At 65.3% G+C, this 23,448-nt stretch carries 23 protein-coding genes; 14 read left to right on the forward strand and 9 right to left on the reverse strand.

Annotated features, from left to right (window positions below; all coding sequences use genetic code 11):
• Positions 1-62 precede the first annotated feature (62 nt).
• On the forward strand, positions 63-1,469 hold the full coding sequence (ramB, locus tag ACV7NQ_RS13905; protein ID WP_463360024.1) for an acetate metabolism transcriptional regulator RamB: 1,407 nt from the start codon (positions 63-65) through the stop codon (positions 1,467-1,469).
• Positions 1,470-1,814: 345 nt separating this feature from the next.
• Here ramB and ACV7NQ_RS13910 read toward each other — a convergent pair whose 3' ends face one another.
• On the reverse strand, positions 1,815-3,644 hold the full coding sequence (locus ACV7NQ_RS13910) for an acyl-CoA dehydrogenase (protein ID WP_463360025.1): 1,830 nt from the start codon (positions 3,642-3,644) through the stop codon (positions 1,815-1,817).
• A 356-nt stretch (positions 3,645-4,000) separates the two neighbouring features.
• On the opposite strand from ACV7NQ_RS13910, the gene urtA reads away from it, so the two are divergent.
• The 6 genes from urtA (at position 4,001) to ACV7NQ_RS13940 (ending at position 9,661) form a co-directional block, all read left to right on the forward strand.
• Positions 4,001-5,281 carry an urea ABC transporter substrate-binding protein gene (gene urtA / locus ACV7NQ_RS13915; protein WP_463360026.1) on the forward strand — a complete coding sequence of 427 codons (1,281 nt, stop codon included), beginning with the start codon at positions 4,001-4,003 and terminating at the stop codon, positions 5,279-5,281.
• Positions 5,282-5,350: 69 nt separating this feature from the next.
• Positions 5,351-6,235 carry an urea ABC transporter permease subunit UrtB gene (gene urtB / locus ACV7NQ_RS13920; RefSeq protein ID WP_463360027.1) on the forward strand — a complete coding sequence of 295 codons (885 nt, stop codon included), beginning with the start codon at positions 5,351-5,353 and terminating at the stop codon, positions 6,233-6,235.
• Positions 6,232-7,398: an urea ABC transporter permease subunit UrtC gene (gene urtC / locus ACV7NQ_RS13925; protein ID WP_463360028.1), complete on the forward strand. Its 1,167-nt coding sequence runs from the start codon at positions 6,232-6,234 to the stop codon at positions 7,396-7,398. The genes urtB and urtC overlap by 4 nt, the downstream gene beginning before the upstream one ends.
• A complete protein-coding gene (urtD, locus tag ACV7NQ_RS13930) occupies positions 7,395-8,234 on the forward strand; it encodes an urea ABC transporter ATP-binding protein UrtD (RefSeq protein ID WP_463360029.1) in 840 nt (279 codons plus the stop codon). The genes urtC and urtD overlap by 4 nt, the downstream gene beginning before the upstream one ends.
• Complete coding sequence (gene urtE, locus ACV7NQ_RS13935) at positions 8,227-8,919, forward strand: urea ABC transporter ATP-binding subunit UrtE (protein WP_463360030.1); 693 nt, start codon at positions 8,227-8,229, stop codon at positions 8,917-8,919. Before urtD ends, urtE begins: the two co-directional genes overlap by 8 nt.
• Before the next feature lie 10 nt (positions 8,920-8,929).
• Positions 8,930-9,661 (forward strand): GntR family transcriptional regulator, encoded by a 732-nt coding sequence (locus ACV7NQ_RS13940; RefSeq protein ID WP_463360031.1) that lies wholly within the window; start codon positions 8,930-8,932, stop codon positions 9,659-9,661.
• Positions 9,662-9,669: 8 nt separating this feature from the next.
• On the opposite strand, the gene ACV7NQ_RS13945 is transcribed toward ACV7NQ_RS13940, so the two are convergent.
• A complete protein-coding gene (locus tag ACV7NQ_RS13945; RefSeq protein WP_463360032.1) occupies positions 9,670-10,557 on the reverse strand; it encodes a nuclease-related domain-containing protein in 888 nt (295 codons plus the stop codon).
• A 221-nt stretch (positions 10,558-10,778) separates the two neighbouring features.
• Between ACV7NQ_RS13945 and ACV7NQ_RS13950 the strand changes: the two genes are divergently transcribed.
• Entirely contained in the window at positions 10,779-11,324 is a 546-nt protein-coding gene (locus ACV7NQ_RS13950; RefSeq protein WP_463360033.1) for a carboxymuconolactone decarboxylase family protein, read from the forward strand.
• 34 nt (positions 11,325-11,358) lie between these two features.
• Here the strand turns inward: ACV7NQ_RS13950 and ACV7NQ_RS13955 are convergent, their stop codons facing one another.
• Complete coding sequence (locus tag ACV7NQ_RS13955; protein ID WP_463360034.1) at positions 11,359-12,183, reverse strand: TetR/AcrR family transcriptional regulator C-terminal domain-containing protein; 825 nt, start codon at positions 12,181-12,183, stop codon at positions 11,359-11,361.
• A 129-nt stretch (positions 12,184-12,312) separates the two neighbouring features.
• Between ACV7NQ_RS13955 and ACV7NQ_RS13960 the strand changes: the two genes are divergently transcribed.
• Genes ACV7NQ_RS13960 through ACV7NQ_RS13970 form a run of 3 tightly spaced genes read left to right on the forward strand, consistent with a single transcriptional unit; the run spans position 12,313 to position 13,429 of the window.
• Positions 12,313-12,690 (forward strand): VOC family protein, encoded by a 378-nt coding sequence (locus ACV7NQ_RS13960; protein WP_463360035.1) that lies wholly within the window; start codon positions 12,313-12,315, stop codon positions 12,688-12,690.
• Entirely contained in the window at positions 12,690-13,004 is a 315-nt protein-coding gene (locus ACV7NQ_RS13965; protein ID WP_463360036.1) for a hypothetical protein, read from the forward strand. The genes ACV7NQ_RS13960 and ACV7NQ_RS13965 overlap by 1 nt, the downstream gene beginning before the upstream one ends.
• 8 nt (positions 13,005-13,012) lie before the next feature.
• Complete coding sequence (locus ACV7NQ_RS13970; RefSeq protein WP_463360037.1) at positions 13,013-13,429, forward strand: PPOX class F420-dependent oxidoreductase; 417 nt, start codon at positions 13,013-13,015, stop codon at positions 13,427-13,429.
• A gap of 316 nt (positions 13,430-13,745) precedes the next feature.
• Here the strand turns inward: ACV7NQ_RS13970 and lpdA are convergent, their stop codons facing one another.
• Complete coding sequence (lpdA, locus tag ACV7NQ_RS13975; protein ID WP_463360038.1) at positions 13,746-15,149, reverse strand: dihydrolipoyl dehydrogenase; 1,404 nt, start codon at positions 15,147-15,149, stop codon at positions 13,746-13,748.
• A 459-nt stretch (positions 15,150-15,608) separates the two neighbouring features.
• Complete coding sequence (locus tag ACV7NQ_RS13980) at positions 15,609-16,583, reverse strand: dipeptidase (RefSeq protein ID WP_463360039.1); 975 nt, start codon at positions 16,581-16,583, stop codon at positions 15,609-15,611.
• Between the two features lie 276 nt (positions 16,584-16,859).
• Between ACV7NQ_RS13980 and ACV7NQ_RS13985 the strand changes: the two genes are divergently transcribed.
• A complete protein-coding gene (locus tag ACV7NQ_RS13985; RefSeq protein WP_463360040.1) occupies positions 16,860-18,923 on the forward strand; it encodes a prolyl oligopeptidase family serine peptidase in 2,064 nt (687 codons plus the stop codon).
• 66 nt (positions 18,924-18,989) lie between these two features.
• Here the strand turns inward: ACV7NQ_RS13985 and ACV7NQ_RS13990 are convergent, their stop codons facing one another.
• From ACV7NQ_RS13990 to ACV7NQ_RS14000, 3 genes are all read right to left on the reverse strand, one after another.
• Complete coding sequence (locus tag ACV7NQ_RS13990) at positions 18,990-19,850, reverse strand: alpha/beta hydrolase family protein (protein WP_463360041.1); 861 nt, start codon at positions 19,848-19,850, stop codon at positions 18,990-18,992.
• 20 nt (positions 19,851-19,870) lie between these two features.
• The gene (locus tag ACV7NQ_RS13995) at positions 19,871-20,503 is read right to left on the reverse strand and encodes a TetR/AcrR family transcriptional regulator (protein WP_463360042.1); all 633 of its coding nucleotides are present in this window, start codon (positions 20,501-20,503) and stop codon (positions 19,871-19,873) included.
• Between the two features lie 371 nt (positions 20,504-20,874).
• Complete coding sequence (locus tag ACV7NQ_RS14000; protein WP_463360043.1) at positions 20,875-21,120, reverse strand: hypothetical protein; 246 nt, start codon at positions 21,118-21,120, stop codon at positions 20,875-20,877.
• Between the two features lie 78 nt (positions 21,121-21,198).
• Here ACV7NQ_RS14000 and ACV7NQ_RS14005 point away from each other — a divergent pair, with 78 nt between their 5' ends.
• On the forward strand, positions 21,199-21,375 hold the full coding sequence (locus ACV7NQ_RS14005) for a hypothetical protein (RefSeq protein WP_463360044.1): 177 nt from the start codon (positions 21,199-21,201) through the stop codon (positions 21,373-21,375).
• Between the two features lie 205 nt (positions 21,376-21,580).
• On the opposite strand, the gene ACV7NQ_RS14010 is transcribed toward ACV7NQ_RS14005, so the two are convergent.
• Positions 21,581-22,045, reverse strand: coding sequence for a MarR family winged helix-turn-helix transcriptional regulator (locus tag ACV7NQ_RS14010; protein WP_463360045.1), 465 nt, complete (start codon positions 22,043-22,045; stop codon positions 21,581-21,583).
• A gap of 108 nt (positions 22,046-22,153) precedes the next feature.
• Between ACV7NQ_RS14010 and ACV7NQ_RS14015 the strand changes: the two genes are divergently transcribed.
• Positions 22,154-23,191 carry an SMP-30/gluconolactonase/LRE family protein gene (locus ACV7NQ_RS14015; RefSeq protein WP_463360046.1) on the forward strand — a complete coding sequence of 346 codons (1,038 nt, stop codon included), beginning with the start codon at positions 22,154-22,156 and terminating at the stop codon, positions 23,189-23,191.
• Positions 23,192-23,448 lie beyond the last annotated feature (257 nt).

The raw sequence follows: 23,448 nt of genomic DNA on the forward strand, positions 1-23,448 counted from the left end.
CGCTCAGCTCTGCTGCTAATTGCCCATTGGCAGAGTTGCGAAGACGCCCATAGACTGGACGAGTGGCCAAGACTTACGTCGGGGCGCGGCTTCGTCAGCTGCGGACCGAACGAGGGCTGAGCCAGGTCTCACTCGCCCAGAAGCTGGAGATCTCGGCGAGTTACCTCAATCAGATCGAACACGATGTGCGCCCGCTCACCGTGCCGGTTTTGCTGCGGATCAGCGAAGTATTCGGCGTCGACGCCACGTTCTTCTCCTCCCAGGACGACACTCGACTGATCGCCGAACTCCAAGAGGTCGTGATGGACCAGGAGCTCGGCATCGAGGCCGATACCCAGGAGATCGCGGACATGGTCTCCGCGCACCCGAGCATGGCCCGCGCGCTGGTCAATATGCACAACCGCTACCGCAATACCTCCGCGCAGTTGGCCGCCGCCACCGAGGATCGCTTCGCCGACGGTTCCGGCAGCGCGGCGATCAGCAAACCGCACGAGGAAGTGCGCGACTTCTTCTATCAGCGCCAGAACTATATCCACGAATTGGACACTGCCGCAGAAGAACTCACCGCCCGCATCCGGTTCCACGGTGGTGACATCAACAGCGAGATCGCACGCACACTTCGCGCGCACGACGTGCGGATCGTCGAACGCATCGACCTCGGCGAAGGCGTACTACACCGGTACGACCCCGACACCCAGCACCTCGAAATCGCGCCGCATCTGTCCGGCGGCCAGCGCACCTTCAAACTCGCCGCCGAATTGTCCTATTTCGAATGCGGCGACCTGCTCGAAAAGCTGGTCGAGGAAGGCAATTTCGCCTCCGAGGACACCCGCAAACTGGCCATGCTCGGCCTGGCCAACTATTTCGCCGCGGCCACTGTGCTGCCCTACACGCACTTTCTCGAGGTCGCCGAGGACTTCCGCTACGACATCGAACGACTGTCGGCCTCCTTCACGCAGAGCTACGAGACCATCTGCCATCGACTTTCGACGCTGCAGCGCCCCAAGCAGCGCGGTGTGCCGTTTTCGTTCGTCCGCGTCGACCGGGCGGGCAATATGTCGAAACGCCAGTCCGCCACCGGTTTCCACTTCTCGGCCAGCGGCGGCACCTGCCCGCTCTGGAATGTCTACGAGACCTTCGCCTACCCCGGCAAGATCATGACCCAGATCGCGCAGATGCCCGACGGCCGCAAATACCTGTGGATCGCCCGCACCGTCGAACGTCGCGCCACCCGATATGGCCAGCCCAGCAAGACATTTGCCATCGGCCTCGGTTGCGAACTACGCCACGCGGGCCGCGTCGTCTACGCCGACGGCATCGATCTCGATGAGGCCGAGGCCACCCCGATCGGCGCGGGCTGCCGCGTCTGCGAACGCGCCAATTGCCCACAGCGCGCGTTCCCACCACTCGGCAAAGTACTGGATATCAGCGAACACCGCAGCTCGGTATCTCCGTACGTCCTCAAATAGTCGACCCACTTTTGCGATCCCCGATATGACAGCCCGATTCGGCATGTCTACAGCACGGGTCCGACACTGCGGGCGTCCATTCCGAACTCGGATATCCCGGACAGGTACGAATATACGCCGTTCCGGTACGACACCGAGTACTACACGATCCGCCAGTAGCACCGCATAACACGACAATGCTTACATCGGTGAATACCAGTGTCGGCCTTGGTCATTCGTCCCTATTGCGCAGGCAGCCCGCACAGCCGGAGCAAGGTCTTGCGCAGCCGTCGCGGCTGTTGCCTTGCGCTGGAAACGCATTCCCAGCATGGTCAGGCCGAGGGCGGTGACCAGCAGGACCCCGCTCTAGAACGCCGCCTCGTCCATCACCATGATGTCGTTGTCGATCGCGGCGATGATGCCCTTGACCGCGGTCAGCTCCGGCAATACGTTCTTCGCGAAGAAGCTTGCGACAGCGACCTTTCCGGCATAGAACGGCCGATCCTTCTCCGATGTCTCGGAGACCAGTGCGGCGGCGGCGATCTCGGCCTGCACCAGCAGCCGCCAGGCGATGAGCAGGTCGCCGACGGCGAACAGGAAGCGCACCGAGCCGAGCCCGACCTTGTAGAGCTCGGCCTGCTCCGCCTGCGCAGCCATCAGGTAACCGGTCAGCGTCGCGGCCATCGCCTGCACGTCGGCCAGCGCCGTGCGCAGCAGTTCCCGCTCCGCCTCGAAGTGGCCGGTCTTCGCGTCGAGGAAGGCGGCGATCTTTCCGGTGAGGTGTCCGATCGCCACGCCCTTGTCGCGAATGATCTTGCGGAAGAAGAAGTCCTGCGCCTGGATGGCGGTGGTGCCCTCGTACAGCGAGTCGATCTTCGCGTCGCGGATGTACTGCTCGATCGGGTAGTCCTGCAGATAGCCCGAACCACCCAGCGTCTGCAGCGATTCCGTCAGGTACTGGTAGGCCCGCTCGGAACCGACGCCCTTGACGATCGGCAGCAGCAAATCGCCTACACGGTGCGCCAATTCGGCGTCCGCGCCCGACACCAGTTGCGCCACATCGGCATTCTGATGCGCCGCGGTGTAGAGATACACCGCGCGCAGCCCCTCGGCGTACGCCTTCTGCATGGCCAGCGAACGGCGCACATCCGCGTGGTGGGCGATGGTGACCCGCGGCGCGGCCTTGTCCGAAATCTGGGTCAGATCCGCGCCCTGCACCCGCTGCTTGGCATAGTCCAGCGCGTTCAGGTAGCCGGTGGACAGCGTGCCGGTGGACTTGATGCCCACCACCATGCGCGCGTTCTCGATCACCTGGAACATTTGTGCGATGCCGTTGTGCACCTCGCCGACCAGCCAGCCCTTGGCCGGTACAGCGGTGCCGCCGAAAGTCAGCTCGCAGGTGGGCGAGGATTTCAGGCCCATCTTGTGCTCTACGCCGGTCACGTACACGCCGTTGCGGTCGCCCAGCTCGAGCGTCTCGTGATCGAACAGGAACTTGGGCACATAGAACAGCGAAAGCCCCTTGGTACCGGTACCGGCGCCCTCGGGACGAGCCAGCACCAGGTGGAAGACGTTCTCAGCGGTCTCACCGACATCGCCGCCGGAGATGAACCGCTTGACGCCCTCGATGTGCCAGGTGCCGTCCTCCTGCTTGATCGCCTTGGTGCGACCCGCGCCCACATCGGAGCCGGCGTCCGGCTCGGTCAGCACCATGGTGCCCTGCCAGCCGCGGTCGTAGCCCTTTGTGGCCCATGCCTTCTGCTCTTCGGTGCCGACATTGTAGAGCACCGAGGCCATCACCGGGCCCATATTGAAGAAGCTCGCCGACGGGTTGGCGCAGGTGATCATCTCGTTGACCGCCCACACCACTGCGGCGGGCGCCGGCGTGCCGCCCATGCCCTCCGGCATGCCGAGGCGACTCCAGTCCGCCTCGCGCACGGCAGTGACGGTCTTGCGCAGCGGCTCGGGCACCGAAATCGAGAAGGTGGCCCGATCGTAGACCACCGGGTCGCGGTCCGCCGCGGCGAACGACTCCGCGACGGGCCCCTCGGCGAGGCGCTTCACCTCGGCCAGGATCTCGCGCACGGTATCGGAGTCGAGATCACCGTAGGCACCGGTGTCCAGCAGCTTGTCCAGCCCGAACACCTCGAACAGATTGAACTCGATATCCCGCACGTTCGACTTGTAGTGGCCCATCGCAATCCTCCTCGACTGACAATTCCGTGGCCGGACTCACCACGGGATCGGCTGTTCTGACGATGTACAAACGCAGCCTGCCGTACCGGCTCGACGCTACGCAACCGTAGCCACGGCGAGGTCTCCCACCGTTCCCCGAGCGTTTACCACAAAGGTTCACACGGTGGAAACATAGGCAACCGACGCGTCACCGAAAATCATTCCGGCGCAATAACTTCTGTCTACTGTTCGCACCACGAATACAGCCGTTGTATACATCCCGGTCGACCCGTCTGACCGGTGCAAAGGCGGGCGTATTCGCCCGCGGCGCACGCAGCGCCGCCGAACACCTGATGAAGTGAGAAGGGTCCCGCCCCATGCCAGATTCCCGTGACATCCATCGTCAGCGCTCACGGCGCATCGCAAAAGCGCTGGTCGCGCCGTCGGCCGTCGCACTCGCCGGTCTGTTGCTGACCGCCTGTGGCGCCAAGGACGACGCCTCGACCAGCGGCTCCAACGCCGCGTCCTGCGTCGACACGTCGAAGGACTCGATCAAGATCGGTTCGCTGCACTCGCTGTCGGGCACAATGGCCATTTCCGAGGTCACCGTCGCCAACTCGACCAAGCTGGCCGTCGATCAGATCAACGCCGCGGGCGGCGTCATGGGCAAGAAAATCGACCTGATACTCGAGGACGGCGCCTCCGATCCGAAGACCTTCGCCGAAAAGGCCGAAAAACTGATCAGCTCCGACTGCGTCGCCGCCGTATTCGGTGGCTGGACCTCGTCGAGCCGCAAGGCCATGAAGCCGAAGTTCGAGAGCCTGAACTCGCTGCTCTACTACCCCGTCCAGTACGAGGGTCTGGAGGACAGCAAGAACATCTTCTACACCGGCGCCACCACCAACCAGCAGATCATCCCGGCGCTGGATTACCTGAAGCAGAAGGGCATCACCTCCCTCTACCTGGTCGGCAGCGACTATGTCTTCCCGCAGACCGCCAACCGTGAGATCAAGGCGTACGCGGCGGCCAACGGCATCGAGATCAAGGGCGAGGACTACACCCCCCTCGGCTCGACCGACTTCTCCACCATCGTGAACAAGGTGCGAAATGCCAAGGCGGGCGCGGTGTTCAACACCCTCAACGGCGATTCCAACGTGGCGTTCTTCCGCGAATACACCAACGCGGGCCTGAAAGCCGCTGAGATGCCGGTGGTTTCTGTGTCGATCGCGGAGGAAGAAGTCGCCGGCATCGGCGCGCAGAACATCGCCGGGCAACTGACCGCGTGGAACTATTACCAGACCGTCGATACCCCGCAGAACAAGGCATTCGTCGACGCGTACAAGGCCGTATACGGTGCGAACAAGCCGACCTCGGACCCGATGGAGGCCGCCTACACCTCGGTCTACCTATGGAAGAACACCGTCGAGAAGGCAAAGTCGTTCAAGGTGGCCGACATTCAGGCCGCGGCCGAGGGCGTGAGCTTCCAGGCCCCCGAGGGTCTTGTCACCCTCAACGGGGCCAATCACCACATCACCAAGACCGCCCGCATCGGTGAAATCCGCCCGGACGGACTCATTTACACGGTATGGGACTCAGGCAAGGCCGTCGCCCCGGACCCGTACCTGACGTCCTACGACTGGGCCAAGGGCCTCAAGTAGTCGACCAGCGCCGCTGCGGGCCGTGTCATCGCGACGGGCCCGCACCGGCCGACACCGTTAGGAACCCTTATGGACGTGCTGATCGGCCAGCTCTTCACCGGACTGAGTCTGGGATCAATTCTGTTGCTTGCCGCGCTCGGCCTCTCGCTGACCTTCGGTCAGATGGGCGTGATCAACATGGCGCACGGCGAGTTCATCATGGCCGGTTGCTACACGACTTATGTTGTGCAGAAAGTCTTTTCGTCGGCCGGAGTTTCATTGGTCGTCTCCCTGCTGATCGGCTTCCTCGTCGGCGGCCTGCTGGGTACGGCGCTGGAAATGGGCCTCATCCGCTGGATGTACGACCGGCCGCTGGACACCCTGCTTGTCACCTTTGGTGTCGGACTGGTGCTGCAGCAGCTGGCCCGCGATATCTTCGGCGCTCCCGCCAAGAACGTGCTGGTGCCCGAATGGCTTGGCGGCGGCGTCACCATCATGGGCGCGGTAGTGCCCAAGACCCGCATCTTCATCCTGGTGCTCGCGGTCGTCGCGGTGACCGCGCTGGCCGCGGTGCTCGAGACGACCCCGCTGGGCCGTCGCATCCGCGCGGTCGTGCAGAACCGCGGATTGGCCGAGACCAGTGGCGTTTCCAGCCGCATCACCGATATCAGCACCTTCTTCATCGGCTCCGGCCTGGCCGGTGTCGCGGGCGTGGCGCTCACCCTGATCGGCTCGACCAGCCCCACCATCGGACAGAGTTATCTGATCGACGCCTTCCTGGTGGTCGTGATCGGCGGACTCGGACAGATCAAGGGCACGGTGATCGCGGCCTTCGCACTCGGTCTGCTGAACTCCTACATCGAATACTCGACCACCGCGTCCATCGCGAAAGTGATGGTGTTCGTCATCATCGTCATCTTCCTGCAGGTCCGGCCGCGGGGCCTGTTCACCGTCCGGACAAGGAGTTTGGCGTGACAACTCTTGTACAACGGTGGCGCGCGCACTCCTCGCTCACCACGTTGGGCGGCTTCGCTATCGCCGCGATCCTGCTGTTCGCGGTCGCGCCGGCAATGCTCAGTGACTTCCGATTGAACCTGCTCGCCAAGTTCCTGTGCTTCGCCATCGTCGCGGCGGGCATCGGACTGGCTTGGGGCCGTGGCGGAATGCTAACCCTTGGTCAGGGCGTGTTCTTCGGCATCGGCGCCTACATCATGGCCATGCACCTGCAGATGGCCGACGCGGCCCGGTTGCACAACACCGTGCCGGTGTTCATGGAGATCGCGGGCATTCGCGAATTGCCCGCGTTCTGGCAGCCTTTCGCGTCCGGACCGGTCGCACTGATCGGCATCCTGGTGCTGCCCGCGCTGGTCGCGGCCGCACTCGGCTACGGCGTGTTCAAGCGCCGGGTCAAGGGCACCTACTTCGCCATCCTGAGTCAGGCGCTGGCCGCCGCGCTCGCGATCCTGCTCACGGGACAGCAGAAGATCGGCGGGTTCACCGGGCTCTCGGACTTCCGAGCCTTCTTCGGGTTCAAGCTGTCGGATCCGGCGAACCGGCAGACGCTGTTCTTCATCGCGGCGGGCACACTGCTCGTGGTGGTCGCGCTGGTGCGCCAGCTGATGCGCAGCCGCTACGGCGAATTGCTGGTGGCCGTGCGTGATCAGGAGGAGCGGGTGCGCTTCCTCGGCTACGACCCGGCCGATGTCAAGATCGTCGCGTATGTCGTCGCGGCCTTCTTCGCCGGGATCGCCGGCGCACTGTTCACCCCGATCGTCGGCATCATCTCTCCCGCCGATATCGGTGTGGTGCCGTCCATCGCATTCATCATCGGCGTCGCGATCGGCGGCCGCACCACGCTACTCGGTCCGGTGCTCGGCGCGATCGGCGTCGCCTGGGCGCAGACCGCGCTGTCGGAGCAGTTCCCGTCCAGCTGGACCTATCTGCAGGGCGTGCTGTTCATCGTCGTGGTGGGCTTTATTCCGGCGGGCCTCGCGGGCGTGTGGCCGATGCTGAAGAGCTTGCTGGACAGCCGGTTTCGCCGATCGACCGCGCCGACCGAACCGGGACCGGTGGTGAACGAGCGGCTGCCCGAGATCGACAAGGCGCCGGTGACCGAGGAGAAAGTGGAATCCCGATGACCGAAACCACACACGAGCCGAAACCCGGCGGCAATGCCGGAATGTCGAGCGAGTACCTCGAAATCCGTGGCCTTTCGGTGAGTTTCGACGGCTTCAAGGCCGTCACCGCCGTGGATCTCACTGTGCTGCAAGGTGATCTGCGATTCCTCATCGGCCCCAACGGCGCCGGAAAGACCACGCTCATCGACGCGATCACCGGCTTGGTGTCCGCCAGCGGATCGGCGCAGAAGTCCGGCGTCGAATTTCTCGGCAAGAAGGTGCACCAGATCGCGCGCATGGGTATCGGCCGAACCTTCCAGACGGCAAGCGTTTTCGAGCGGCTCACCGTGCTGCAGAACCTCGATATCGCCGCCGGCGCGGGCCGCTCGACATTGACCATGCTGCGGCGGCGCAGGTCGGTGCTGCCGAGTATCGAAGAGGCGCTGGAGATCACCGGACTCGGCGATCTGCGCGACAAGCCCGCCGGTGTACTCGCGCACGGTCAGAAGCAATGGCTGGAGATCGGCATGCTGCTGGTGCAGAACGCCTCGGTGCTGCTGCTCGACGAACCCGTCGCGGGTATGAGCGCCGGGGAACGCGAGGAGACCGGAAACCTCTTGCGCCGCATCGGTGGCGAACGCATCGTCATCGTGGTCGAGCACGACATGGACTTTATGCGCGCCTTCGCCACCTCGGTGACCGTGCTGGCCGCGGGCAAGGTGCTCAGCGAGGGCACCGTGGAGCAGGTGCAGGCCGATCCGAAGGTGCAGGAGGTCTACCTCGGCACCGCGGCCGCCATCGGCACAACCCTCGAAGATCCCACGACCGTGCAGAGCAAGGAGTCCGCCGATGCTTGAGCTCATCGACATCCACTCCGGTTACGGCCACACCGAGGTGATTCACGGTGTCTCGGTGACCGTTCCGGACGACAGCGTCATCGCCATCATGGGACACAACGGCGCGGGCAAGACCACCCTGTTGCGCACTGCCGTCGGCCTGATAGGCACGAAGTCCGGCCGGATCGAATTCAACGGCGAAGTGATCACCAAACACTCACCGTCACGCCGGGTGCGCGGAGGCATCGCCTATGTGCCGCAGGGACAGCAGAGTTTCCCGCAGCTGACCACCGCGGAAAACCTGCAGGTGGTCGCCGACGGCCGCAAACGCGGCAAGGCGCTGATCGATGCGTCGCTGGATCTGTTCCCGGCACTGCGAGAGTTGTTGACCCGCAAAGCGGGCCTGCTGTCGGGCGGTCAGCGGCAACAGTTGGCGATCGCTCGAGCCTTGATCACCGAGCCGGAACTGCTCATCCTCGACGAACCCACCGAGGGCATCCAGCCGTCGGTGGTGGCCGAAATCGAGCGCACCATTATCGATCTCACGCGACGTGGCGGCTTGAGCGTGCTGCTGGTCGAACAGCATATCGGCTTCGCTTTGCAGGCGGCGCAACGCTATTACGTCCTGCAATCCGGACGGGTGACCTCCACGGGCGAGGGCGGCGCGGGTGCGGAGACCGCAGTCCGCTCGGCGATCGCGATCTGAGCTGGCCGCCATGACGCGCAGGGGGCGGGTCCCGCTGAGCGAGCGGGTGTATCACTCCCTGCGGCGGGACCTGGCCACGGGAGCGATCGTGCCGACCGAACGCCTCGGCGAGGAGCGGCTCGCCGAGACCTACGGGGTGTCGCGCACCCCCGTGCGGGAAGCACTCGCTCGGCTACAGGCCGACGGTCTGGTCGAGCGGCACTCCGACGGCCTATATCCGTACCGGCCGCGCCTGGAGGAGCTGGACAATCTGTACGAGTTGCGAACTGTCCTGGAAGCCAAGGGAATTCGGCGCGTGCTCGACACCGTGCGCGGCGCCGAGCGAGCGGAGCGGCGTCTCGATCCGGCGCCCGCACACGACCTGTCACTGGTACGCACGGAACTCGACAGGTGGCGCGGGATGCGCGACAACCCGCCCGAGCCCGGCCCCGCCCTGGTCGCCGCCGACGAGCAGTTCCACACGACGCTGCTTGCCGCGGCGGGCAATACGGCGCTGGCCGACGCGCTCACCAGGGTGTACGTCCGGGTCCGGCCGGTACGCACGTTGGACCTGCCAACACCGGAGCGCATCGCCACGATGACCGCCGAGCACATCACCATCGCCGAGCAGCTGTTGGCAAGCGAACCCGACATGGCTTTACGCACCCTCACCGCCCATATCGATAGCTCCCGAGCCCGCGTTCTCTCGCGCGCCCAGCAGGCCCTGGACTTCACCAAACTGGCTCGCGCGGTGCGTGATTGACCAGCCGATCAGCAGTTCGGTTGGAAGGGCCAGCAATCGACCGGGTGGTACGGGGGCGGTGCGGGCGTCACGCTCGTCGTGCGGTCGTCCGATACCGGGTTGGGGTGGCCGGAATCGTGGACCACTGCGTCGATGATCACGCCGAGTACGACCAACAGTCCGACGATCGCCAGGGCGAAAACGGACCAGGACGCCGCGCTCTGGCGTCGCGACGGCTCGCCGGGCAGGGGCGCGACCCGTGGTTTGACCTCCTGCACCTGGGGCACGTGCGGTTCGGGTTGCACGGCGTCGAAGCCGTCGGCGATCAACTCGGCGCGGGAGGGCCACCCCTTGGTGATGCCGAGCTCGTCGCACGCGGCGAAGACGCGATCTGCGGTCCAGCTGCGTGGTCCGGCGGAGAAGCTCTCCAGGTAGATACGCAGTTCGGTCGCATCGCGAGCATTGGCGACCACCACATCGATGCCGGGGCGCAGGTTGGTGCGCGCGGGCCGCACCACGACGCCGCGGAAAGGCACCAGCACGACGGCTCCGCACACATGACCGGGATCGAGCAGCCCCCGCTCCAGCCTGCTCTTCACCGCGTACACCGCGTGTTCCAGCTGGTCGGTCGGGCTGACAGGGCCCTCGTCATCCATATCGACGGGCGCGTCACTGATCGTCCACGGGCCATCGGCGGGGACGTTGAGGAGCCCGCTCTGGCGCCGCCGAAAGCCTCTGACCTCGATCACCGTGAGGCCGCGCGGTGTGAGGATTACCGCGTCGACCTGCCGGGTTCCGTTGTCACCCACCTCCAGATCGACCACCGCGAGGCCGGTCGTCGGAAACAACCGCAGAGATTCCACAAACTCTTGTTCGGCCCCGGAAAGACTCGCTCCGGTCTTGATCTTCACCAGCATCGCGTTTCCTGCCCCCTGTTCCGGATCCAGCGCGGCCAACCCACCGCACGACGGCACCGGTACTGATGATGACGCGCTATCACCGCGAAAACCACTGGAAACAAAGAAAGGCCGACAACCGCTGCTAACACAGACCGGTCGGTTCTGTAATTCTTGCCATGCACCAACCCACGCCGAGGCAGGCTAGTACGCTCGGACTTCGGCGAGAAGGAGACGCGAGCATGGTTTCTGCGTTGCAACCACGTATTTCGCCCGGACGATTCCGGGAACTCGGTCCGGTCAATTGGGTTGTCTGGCAAGTACTTTCCCTGGCGACGGGCACCGATGACGCGCACCTGTTCAGCACCCTCGGGCGCACCAAGGGCCTGTTTCGCGGCTGGCTACACTTCTCCGGCAGGCTGATGCCCGGCGGACGGCTGCCGCGGCACGAATCGGAACTGGTCATCCTGCGCGTGGCGCACCTGCGCAACTGCGAGTACGAGATGGACCATCACATCCGCCTCGGCAGGCGGGCGGGCGTCACCGCGGAGATCATGGAGCGGCTGCGCGGCGGGCCCGCCGCGCCCGAGTGGTCGGAGAAACACCGCGCGCTGCTGACGGTTGTCGATCAACTGGTCGAAACCCGCGATGTCGACGATGCCGAGTGGGCGGCGCTGGCGGCGCACTACGACGAGCGCAACCTCATCGAGATCGTGCTGCTGGTCAATCAATACGAGGGCTTGGCCGCCACCATCACCGCCTTGCGCATCCAGCGCGACAGCATCTAATCCTCCGCAAGGTCGGACCGTTCGTCACCGTGACTTACGGTGCGTTCCGGCGTCTGCCGGGCGGCGGCTGCGGCTCAACGCTTTCGATGAGCTCGGCCAAGCCGTCGAGGACTCGGGCCAGGCCGAATTCATAGGCGTGGTCGGCGCTGTAGGCGGAGTCGTGAGCCTGGCCGGCGGCGGCGCCGACGCGGGCGGCCCGGGGGTAGCGCTCGGCATCGAAGACCTGGTTCAGTACCGGCCCGGCGCGTTCCCACCACTCGTGGTCCGACATAGCGCTGTCGGCGGCGGCGCGAGCGGTGTCGATGGCGATGCGGGCGACCGAGGTGACAAAGCCGAGCACGAAGGTGAGCGCCGCATCCATCTCGACATCGCCGAGGCCGAGGCCGTCGAAGGCCCGTAGCTCGTGGTCGTACTTGGCGGCCAGCCCCGGCCCGAGCGGCGGGCGGGTGGTCGGCAGATAGGCCACCCATGGGTGCATGGCGAGCATCGCGCGGTTCTCCGCGGCGATCATGGTGACGCGGTCGGGCCACGGCAGGTCGGTCAGGTCCGCGCGCGACGTCTCGTGGTAGACCGCATCCAGCATCAGGTCTATCAACTCCGCCTTGCCCGGCACATAGGTATAGGTGGCCATGGGCGTGAGTCCGAGCCGGTTGGCGACGGCGCGCATTGTGAGCGCGCCGATGCCCTCGATGTCCGCGATCTCGATGGCAGCCGCGACCACCGCATCCACGCTGCTGCGCTGCTTCGGGCCGCGCGCCGGCGCGGAGGTCCCCGGTATTCGCCACAGCAACTCGAGGGCCCGCACCGGATCACCCGCGCCACTGCGGTCCTTCGACGATGTGCCGCGATCGTCCGCCACGTGTCCTCCTTTCGGCTGAAAACCCAATCGTATCGGCGTGACCCAGGTCATAGTGCAGCGCGGCGGAAATTTCTTTACAAAGTACATAGTACTTAGTATAGAATTGATTCGCGAGCCAGAGGAGGACCCATGAACGTCACCGCTTCCGCCATCTCCCTCAACGTCACCGACCCGCAGGCCTCGGCGAAGTTCGTCATCGACCACCTCGGTTTCACCGAGCAGATGTCTTCCGACGGCTTCATCTCCGTCGCGCGACCCGACGCCGGATTCACCCTGTGCTACCTGCGCACCGGGCTGGGCTCCTTCAAACCGAAGAGTGCGGCGGGGAGTGCGGGCGAGGGGCTGCTCCTCACGCTGGTGGTCGACGACATCGACGCCGAGTACGCGCGGCTACAGGGCGAAGGCGTACCGATCGTCACGCCCATCGAGACCGAGCCGTGGGGTGAGCGGTACTTCCAGATGAGCGATCCGAACGGGATCATTCTGCAGTTGGTGCAGTGGGTGTAGTGGGAGTCGCTGATCAAGGTGCTCGAAACCAACATGCCCCGGGTTCGCGACGCCCAGGCCGCCTACCACCGCGACTGATCCTCGACTCGGCCTTCGCCCCGATCGACTACCCCGAGCGCGAACCGGTCGAGGTCCTGCTCATCCGGGTCACCCGAGCCGCCGATCGAACTGCGCCGGAGTCGCCGATCGATGCCGTGCTCGCGCCGTTCATCGCCGCGGCGGCGGCATCCGAGGAACTGCCGGCCGAATACCCGCGCATCCGGCACGCCGCATCCTGCGTCAGCAGGGAACGCCCGCCGCGCACAGTCGGTTGAATACGGTCATGGAACTCTCTGCCGCAATCGATTTCGCCCGCATCATCCCCCGGTCCGTGCTCACCACGATCCGCCGCAACGGCCGCCCCCAACTGTCCAACGTGCTGCACGTGGTCGGTGACGACGGCATCATCCGCATCTCCATCACCGCCGACCGCGCCAAATACCACAACCTCGTGCGCGATCCATGGGCCGCGATCCACGTGACCCGCGACGACTTCTTCGCCTACGCCGTCATCGAAGGCACCGTCGACCTCTCCCCCGTCGCCGCCGCCCCCGACGACCCCACCGTCGACGAACTCGTCGCCTACTACCGCGCCGGCTCCGGTGAACACCCCGACTGGGACGACTACCGCAAAGCGATGGTCACCGATCGCCGCGCCCTGGTCCGCCTCACTCCCACCCATGCCTACGGCATGCTCTGACCGCAAAACCCCTCGCTCCACAGGCCTCGCACACCGCACGAGACTGCAATCCCGTGAGCTCGGCACGGCCGGCGGTTTCGCCGAACGGGCGAGCGTCGCATACTACTCCCGCCATCTGATCTACCGGTCCGGCCGGTACGACCTCGCGGTGCCTTACCACGATCACGATGGACTCTTCCTGCGAGACAACTGGATTCGTCGGGTCACCGAGCGATCGGTATGCGTCGTGGATCTGGCTGTGCAGCGAGTGATCCGGACGCAAGGCAAAGGGGCGTCCAGTCCAGTACGGACCGAACGCCCCCTCGAGGCCGAATGATCAGAAGTTGATCATGTGCCCGCCGAGGCCGTGGAAGGCCTCCTGCAGGGCTTCGCTGAGGGTGGGGTGGGTGTGGACGTTGCGGGTCAGCTCGTTGACCGTGAGGTCCCACTTCTGGGCCAGGGTGAGTTCCGGCAGGAGTTCGGAGACGTCGGGGCCGATGAGGTGGCCGCCGAGGAGTTCGCCGTACTTGTTGTCGGAGATCAGCTTGACGAAACCGGTCGGGTCGCCGAGGCCGTGGGCCTTGCCGTTGGCGGTGAACGGGAAGGTCGCGACGTTCACGTCGTAGCCTTCGTCGCGGGCCTGCTGCTCGGTGAGTCCGAAGCTGGCGACCTGCGGCTGGCAGAAGGTCGCGCGCGGCATCATCCGGTAGTCGCCGAGGGTCACGGTCGGTGCGCCTGCGATGGTTTCGGCGGCGACCACACCCTGAGCCTCCGCGACGTGCGCGAGCTGCAGCTGTGCGGTGACGTCACCGATGGCGTAGATGTGCGGCACGTTGGTGCGCATGTTGTCGTCGATGGCGATGGCGCCACGGTCGGTGAGCGCGACGCCGGTGTTCTCCAGGCCGTAGCCCTCGACCCGGGGCGCGAAGCCGACGGCCTGCAGCACCTTGTCGACGGTGACCGTCTCCACGTTGCCGGACTTGTTGTCCTTGATGCTGACGGTCACCTTCGAGCCGTCGTCATCGATGGACTGCACGGCCGCACCGGTACTGATGGTGACGCCGAGCTTCTTGTACTGCTTGGTGATCTCTTTGGAGACGTCGACATCCTCGTTCGGCAGCGCCCGGTCCAGGAACTCCACGATGCGCACGTCGACGCCGTAGTTCTTCAGGACGTAGCCGAACTCCATGCCGATGGCGCCCGCGCCGACGATCAGGATCGAACCGGGCAGGTCGCGGGTGAGGATCTGCTCCTCGTAGGTCACCACATTGGCGCTGAGCGAGGTGCCGGGCAGCAGCTTGGTGATGGTGCCCGTGGCGATGATCGCGTTGCCGAAGGTGATCGTCTCGGTGCCGCCGTTGCTCAGCTCGACCGAGAGGGTGTTCGCGTCGGTGAAGGTACCCTTCCCGTCGAACTCGTCGATCTTGTTCTTCTTCATCAAGAAGTGGACGCCCTTGACCCGGCCGTCGGCCACCTTGCGGCTGCGGTCGAACGCCGCGCCGAAGTCGAAGCTCACGTCACCGGAGATGCCGAAGGTCTTGGCTTCCTTCGTGAAGATGTGCGCCAGTTCAGCGTTGCGCAACAGCGCCTTGGAAGGGATGCAGCCGACGTTGAGGCAGACGCCGCCCCAATACTTCTGCTCGACGATCGCGGTACGAAGGCCAAGTTGTGCCGCTCGGATGGCGGCGACATAACCGCCAGGACCGGCACCGAGAACGACAACGTCGTAATGGGAAGTCACGCTGTCGAGCCTAACTCCGTCGCGCAAACTTCACCCACCGGTCCCCCCAACGATGAACCATGAGCACCACCCGGCGGAGAGCTCCTGGTCAGCGGTCGGATATCGGTGCCTTCCGAATCCCGGTCGTCGCCCCAGATCACGACCGGCTCGCTACCGCAGCCGGTGAACCACATCGAGGTGGCGGGTCCGCGGTGCAGAACAAAATGAACGGAACGCCCCCGGACCGCTTGCCGCCGCGAGCCGGAAAGATTCCGGCCCGGACCGCCTGCCCATCCGCGAAAGCCCTCGGTCCGACCGGCTCACCAGGCTGGACGCGTGGCAGATGGCGGACCGACGATCAGCGATCCGCTCGCCACGCGGCGATCCGCACCGCTGACACTCGATCCGTCGAACGAGACCGCCTCGACCCATCTGATCCGATTGGTCCTCGCGCAGGCGCGCCACGCCGGGGCGGCAGGGTCAGTCGCGCCAGACTCGGGCCGCGACTCGGGCGAAGTTGCCGCCGAATACTGCGGCGCGGTCGGACTCGCTGAATCCGCGGCGGGCGAGTAGCTCGTCCAGGCCGGGTAGTTCACTCAGGCCGAGCAGGTCCTCGGGTGGAACCCATTGCAGCGGGCCCCTTTTCGTATAGGCGTCAGAAAAGGCGCCCGGGTCCTGCATCAGCATGTCGTTGAAATCGGCGGCGTCGAAGGAATAGTCCGAGCCGATGCCGATATGTTCGATGCCGACCAGTTCGACGCCGTATTCGATGTGGGTGGCCATTGCTTCCACGCGTTCGGCGCATTCGGCGGGATCGTTGTGTCCCAGGAAGATTCCCACGCCGTTGATACCGATCACCCCGCCGGTGGCGGCGCAGGCCGTGGCCTGTTCGTCGGTGATATTGCGCGGGTGATCCCACAATTCGGCGAAATTGGCGTGGCTGTAGATCATCGGGACCGCGGTGCACGCGGCCAGGTCGAGGCCGGTGCGACGGGAGCAATGGGCGCCGTCGACGAACATGCCGACCTCGTTGAGTTTGACGACCAGGTCGCGGCCGTAGGCGGTCAGGCCGGTGTCCTCGGCGTCCAGGCAGCCGCAACCCGCATCGTTGGCGTGGTTATAGGTGGGAAGCAGTGAGCGAACACCCAGCTCGTAGAACCGTTCGACATTGTCCAGATCGCCGCCCAACGGTCCGGCGTCTTCCAGATCGAAGGCCAGCGCGATGGCGTCATCGCCGCCGATATCAGCACGGCGCTGCACTAGACGGAATCGCCCGTCCTCCAACGCATCCCGGCGGAATTGGCGAACCAATGCCAGCGAGTCCGCGGTCGATTGCCGCGAGTAGCCGATATTCACCGACAGATAGGACCCGAGTGGATACCGGGCCAGTTCGGTGATATCCGCCGACGGCAGCAGCGGCAGACAACAATGCTGTTCCCACAGAAAGGGAGACACCCTGAACTCCTGATCGCTCGGCCGAAATGCCGATACTACGGAGCCCGATCTTGTTAAGCCGCGGCGGCCGAGCCGAGCGGATAACATCTTCAGCGAGGTGGCCGCGGCTGGCTCGTTCAGGGACCGGACAACGGTCGGGCTCGGCGTCCACGCGCCTTCCAGTCCGGGGGTGTTCACCCTCGAAAGCCCAGGTATCGGGTCGTGAGTAGCCCTCGATGTCGCACACTTCCGGTAACCGCGCCACCCGCCGCGGCGCCGGTCGGCAACAATGTGGACATGAGCGGCGTTGAGCAGAACGTGACCGATCCCTACCTCTGGCTCGAAGAAGTGACCGGCGAGCGGGCCCTCGACTTTGCCCGCGCGCACAACGACGTGGTCGTGGCGCGTTTTGCGTCCTCCGACCGATTCACTGAACTCGAGCGTCGCATCCTGGACATGCTCGACACCGACACCAAGATCGCCTACCCGGGGCGTCGCGGCCGCTGGCTCTACAACTTCTGGCGCGACGCCGAGCATCCGCGCGGGCTGTGGCGCCGCACCACCTTCACCGAATACGCAAAGGAATCCCCGGACTGGGATGTGCTGATCGACCTGGACGCACTGGCGACCGCCGAGGACGAGAACTGGGTTTGGGGTGGCGCGGGCGTGCTGCGTCCCGAGCAGTCACGCGCGCTCATCAGCCTCTCGCGCGGCGGCGCCGACGCGAAAGTCGTGCGCGAATTCGATATGGAGCGACGGGAATTCATCGCTTCCGAGGATGGTGGTTTCCATCTGCCCGAGGCCAAATCGGAGATCCACTGGATCGATATCGATTCGGTGTATGTGGGAACCGATTTCGGCCCGGATTCGCTGACCAATTCCGGCTATCCGCGAATTGCCAAGCGCTGGCGGCGCGGGACCCCGCTCGCCGAGGCGGAAACGGTGTTCGAGGGCGAAGCGGGCGATGTCGCGGTGTCGGCGGGTTACGACCGGACGCCCGGCTACGAACGGCATTTCGTCGGCCGCGCCACCGACTTCTTCAATGAAGAGGTGTACCTGCTCGAAGACGACGGCAGCCTGCGGCATCTCGACGTGCCCACCGATGCCAGCGAATCCTGGTACAAGGATTGGCTGCTCATCCGGCTGAAGTCGCCGTGGGAGGTGGGCGGCGCCAGCTATCCCGCGGGCGCACTCTTGACCATCGACTTCGAGAAATTCCTTTCCGGTGCAAGGGAATTCAAGGTGATCTTCACCCCGGACGCACACACTTCGCTGCACGGCTACGGCTGGACCGAGAACCACCTGCTGCTGATCACGCTGGAGGACGTGCAGACCAAGCTGCACGTCCTGACCCCCGGGACCGACAGCTGGCACAGGGAACCACTGGCCGATACCCCGCCCATGGCCACCACCAGCGTGATGAACCTGGATCCGCTCGAGGGCGGCGACGAATTCATGCTGACCACAAGCGGATTCACCAACCCCGCCACGCTGCTGACGAGCGCCGTCGGCGGGCAGACCGAACAGCTCAAGCAGGAACCCGGCTTCTTCGACACCGCGGGCATCGAGACCGAGCAGTTCTTCGCGAAATCGAAGGACGGAACCATGGTGCCGTACTTCGTGATCCGCCATCGCGACCGCAAGGGCACCCCTGGGCCAACGGTGATGTCCGGCTACGGCGGCTTCGAGGTCTCGCGCACACCCGCCTACAGCGGCGCCTCCGGCATGGGCTGGCTGGAACACGGCGGCACCTGGGTGATGACCAATATCCGTGGTGGCGGCGAGTACGGCCCCGAGTGGCACACCTCCGTACAGAAGGCCAACCGGCACAAGGTGTACGAGGACTTCGCCGCCATCGCCGAAGACCTGGTGGCCCGCGGCATCACCACCGCCGATCAGCTCGGCGCGGTGGGCGGCAGCAACGGTGGCCTGCTCATGGGCGTGATGCTGACCCGCTACCCGGAACTGTTCGGCGCCATCGTCTGCCAGGTCCCGCTGCTGGACATGAAGCGCTACCACCTGCTGCTGGCAGGCGCGTCGTGGGTCGCCGAATACGGTGACCCGGACAAGCCCGAGGAATGGGAGTACATCAGCAAGTACTCGCCGTACCAGAACGCCCGCGCCGAGGTCGCCTACCCGCCGATCCTGCTGACCACCTCCACCCGCGACGACCGCGTGCATCCGGGCCACGCCCGGAAAATGGCCGCGCTGCTGGAGCAGCAGGGCCACACGTTCTGGTACCACGAGAACATCGAGGGCGGCCACGGCGGCGCCGCCGACAACAAGCAGTCGGCCTTCCAGGCCGGGCTCATCTACGAGTTCTTCACTCAGATGCTGATGGAGCGGGGCGAAACCTCCTAGCAGCCCCAAACGCAGCCACCTCCGGTCGATTCGAGTCGGCCGCAGGTGGCGGTCTGCCACCGCGGACTAACGATCACGCAACCACTTCTCGATCTGGTCGACGGTGCTGCAATAGCGGCGGATCCAGCCGTTGTGCCCCAACGGTTCCGGCTGCGTCCAGGTCATCACGTCGGCCTTCGGCATCTTCTCCAGTAGGTGGCCTGCCGAGCTGGACGGTGCGATGTCATCGTCGGTCATGGTGATGGACAGGACCGGCAGCTTCAGCCGCGAGATCCGCTCCTCGTAGTCGATGTCCGCACCGAACGGCACGAATCGGCCGGTGCGTGACAATCGTGCCCAGTCGGAGATCAGCACCTTCGATTGCCGCCCGAACCCGGCAACCGAGATCCGGTCGCCGGGCCAGAAGCCCGCGAGGTTGGCGGTGAGTGAGATCGCGGTGGCGCCCATCAGCATGCCAGGCCCCGAAAGCCCCCGGAAGCCACGATAATACGGGGTTCCGGAGGCGACCAGGATCAGGCCGCCGAGCCTGCCGCGGATCCGGGCGGCGTACAGCACCGCGAGCTGGCCGCCCACGCTGTGGCCGAGCAGGTACGGAGTGCTGTCCGGGAACCGGTCGCGCACCACCTGGAAGATCGCCGGGAAGTCGACCGACGCCAGCTCGTGGTAGCCGTAGGTGCTCGAGGTGCTCGGCCGGGGCCTGCTATCGCCCTGGCCGCGCAGCTCGCCTATCGCCACATCGAATCCGCGCGCCGCGAGTCCCCCGGCGAACAGTTCGTAATATCCGGCAGGCACGCCGAGACCCGGCACCATCACCACGACCGGGCGGGGCGCGTCAGGGGTCACCGGACGGCTATGCGCACCGCTGGCCGGAATCAGCCGCACCGGAACAACACTGCCATCCGGCATCTGGATCGGAACGGTCTCCATGCAGCGCACGCTACCGCGCTTTACGCGCCGACGGCTCCCATGATCACCCGACTCAGCACCCTGATCACGTCGTCCAGCGGCGGACGCGGATCCGCACCGCTCCAGGAGTCCACCACGTAGTTGACGGCGCCGATGATCGCCAGCACGCGCATCTCGTAGTCGCCCGTGGGGATTTCGCCGAGCATGGCCGCGTCTTCCGCGGCGCTCGCCAGCAGTGAACCCCAGACCTTGCGCAACTCCAGCCGGAACTTCTCCACCTTCGGCCCGGCGCCGACGACCTCGACCAGCGCCACGCGCGCCTTGCGCGGATCGGACCCGATGGCCTCGACATAGGAGCGCACCGCCGCGTTGATGATCTCCAGCGCGCTGGCGTCGGACTTCTTGTCCAGGGCGGCGGTGACCGCCGCACGCGACTCCCGATCGATCTGCTCGTATAGCTCGAGTAGGAGAGACTCGCGGCCAGTGAACTCCTCGTAGAACTGCCGCGAGGAGAGCCCTGCGTCCTTACAGATAGCGCCGACCGAACTATTGGCGTAGCCGTCGCGCGCGAAGACCGTAAGGCCCGATTCCAGAAAACGCGCACGCCGCTGACGTTGCCGGTCCTCTACGGGTTGCCCGGCATACATTCGTCCCGTATTCGCATCCTGTGACATTGAGGCAGACAATACCGAAGGGCCCGATCCCCTCGTCATGGATCGGGCTCTTCGGTGAAACCTTCGGCCAACCGTGCGTTAGCCGAAAGTTGGCTGCTCGGTTGTCAATGCACCGATAAGCTCGCGAGTCCGGTCGCGATCGCCTTTGTACTCGCGCCCGCCGGGGCACCGGAAAGGAAGTCGCTCAAGGATACTGCTCCGCTCTAACGATGTGACCGCGCCGTCACTGGCTGTTTGCCGAAACGAACGATACCGAGCGAACGGACGCACCGGAAGAGTTTTACAGGAAATTTTTAGAGTATTTTACGGCGACTCTCAGACCAATCGGATTGTCTATCGCGGTTCGTCAGCTGCTCCCGCCGCATCCACCACTACAGCCGCCGCCGCTTCACCCCGCTGTCGCCCGCACTCCATGCGCCCCGGCTGCGGCAATCCCCGCTTCCGTAGTTCGGCAGCGCCAGCGCGGCGATCAGCACCCCCACCAGGATGACGGCGATGATCGCGAAAACACCGAGGCTCCCGGCGAATCCGGCGCCGCGCGGCAGCGACGCCGCGAGCATGGCATCGCCGGCCGAAGGCGACGCCTGCCGGACCGTCGAAGAGTGCGTCGTGCACACTCTGGGTATGCGCGATGACGGCGGGCCTGGGCTGTCTGACGGGGTGCCGAGCCGGATGCGGGTGGATCGTGCGGCGGCTTGCGCGAGAAATACGAAGGGCGAGGGCAATCCGCCCTCGGCCGGATCGACATGGTGCTGCGCGACCCAGGCGACAGCAACAACGCCACGCCGTACAGCAGGATCCACGCTTCCGGCGCCAACCGCAGTGCCTCCGGAATGCCGATCAGCACCACCGATCCGAGCACCGTACTGTAGGGCGACCCGGTGCCGCCGAGCACCGGGATGGTGACGATGAGCAGCGGTCCTGGGCCGTTTTCGCGGCGCTGGCCTGCGTCGGCCTGTTCGGCTCCACCACGCTGATCCACCAGCAACATCGCCTCTTCGGCATCGCACACGACACTCCGACGGTTGCTCTCGGCCTCAATGGGTCGAAGCCGAAACCTGTTGGTTCCGAGTCGATTTACTTCTTGGGCGGCGCAGGTGATTCGGGCCGGATGGCGTCGAGCAGGTCCACGCAGCGGTCCAGCAACTCCATCAGGGTCGCGCGTTCCTGATCCGTGAAGCCCGCGGCCAGCGCGCGCTCGACCCGCACCGCACGGGCGTCCGCGTCCTTCATGATCGCCGCGCCCTGTTCGGTGAGGCGGGTCTCCAGAACGTTCTTGTGCCATTCATGCGGGGTTCGCTCCACGAGTCCGCGGTCCTGCAGGTTGGTGAGGACCGTGTTCATGGTCGGCGGCGTGACGCCGCAGAGCCTGGCCAGGGCGGCGGCCGAAATCCCGGGGTTCTCCGTCAGGAACAGCAGCGCTGCATACTGCGCGACGGTCACGCCCACCGGCTTCAACGCCGCGTTCTTGGCGGCATTGAGTGCCTGCTCAGCACGCTTGATCGGGGATCCAATGCGCTCCGAAACAGGCATAGACGTCATGAGTGCATCGTATCCGCCCATCTAGTAGTTCGTATCTTGACGATCATTAGAGCTCTAATATATGTTCGTGCTCATTCTCGGATGTGCCTACATCCGATTGATAGACCGATGAGAGGCACGACCATGTCCCGCACGATCCGACGCCGCCACTTCTCGACCATCGCCATCGCCGCCGCCCTGACCACTGCGGCCTGCGCAGCCACCACCGACGCGAAGTCCACCACCGACAGTCCGGCCGCCTCCCGGATCAGCACCGCATACGAACTGCCCGGCGACCGCGTCTATCCGGAGGGCATCGCCGTCGATCCGCGAACAGGCGACACCTATGTCGGTTCCTACGCCAACGGCGCCATCTATCGCGCCACGCCGGGCGCGCCGAAGGCCGAGGTCTTCCTGGCCGAGGGTACCGACGGCCGCAAGACCGCCAACGGCCTGAAAGTCGATCAGGCCGGGCGACTGTGGGTGATCGACTCGACCATGGGCGTCGCTGTCTACGACACCGCCAGCCGCGCCCTGATCGCGCGCTTCGACGTCTCCGGTGCAGACCCGCGCCTGGTCAACGACCTGGCGATCACGCAGGACGGAACCGCCTACCTGACCGACAGCCTGCGCGGCGTTGTCTACCGCGTCACCAAGGACCAGGTCGCCGACGCCGCAACGCACGGCGGACGCGCCGATCTGACAACGCAATTCGACCTGAGCACCACCGTCGCACCGCACGACGCCAGCACCTTCACCCTGAACGGCATCGTGGCCGACGACTCCGGCCGCTATCTGTTGATCGTCGATATGGACGCGGGCGACCTGTACCGCGTTGCCACGGCGTCGAATTCGCCCGATCCGATCCGCAAGGTCGCCATGCACGGCGCCGACCTGAAACACGGCGATGGCCTGGAACTGCACGGCGACACCCTGTGGGCCGCGCAGAACACCAGCAACACCATCACCCGCTGGAAGATCGCCGACGACGGCGCCGCCGTCACCGTGGAAACCCACATCACCGACGAATCCCTGCGCATCCCAACCACATTGATTCGCATGAAGGACCGAACGCTGGTCGTCTCCTCCCAATTCGACAAGGGTGGCCCCATGGGTCCGGGGACCCCGACGACACCGTTCGCGGTCCTCGCGGTCGATGGAATCTGATCCCCGCACAATGAAATCGAGTGTCGGTCCAGCAAACCGGTGGACCTACACTCGGTCCCCGCCGCGGAACTCGGTTGATCTCCGCTGGTTCGTCGACGTTTCTTTCCGTGATAGTTCCCTTGACGCATTGCGAGCGGGTTTCGACAGGTAGCCGGACCAGGCAATGCGCCGTTACCCATCGCGGCAGTCAGCTACCTGAGTCGACACGGGGCCGCGGTGGCGACCCCCGGTCCGGTGGCATACGCTTCGGCCCGGAT

Source organism: Nocardia sp. Tas62D01 (assembly GCF_055232035.1).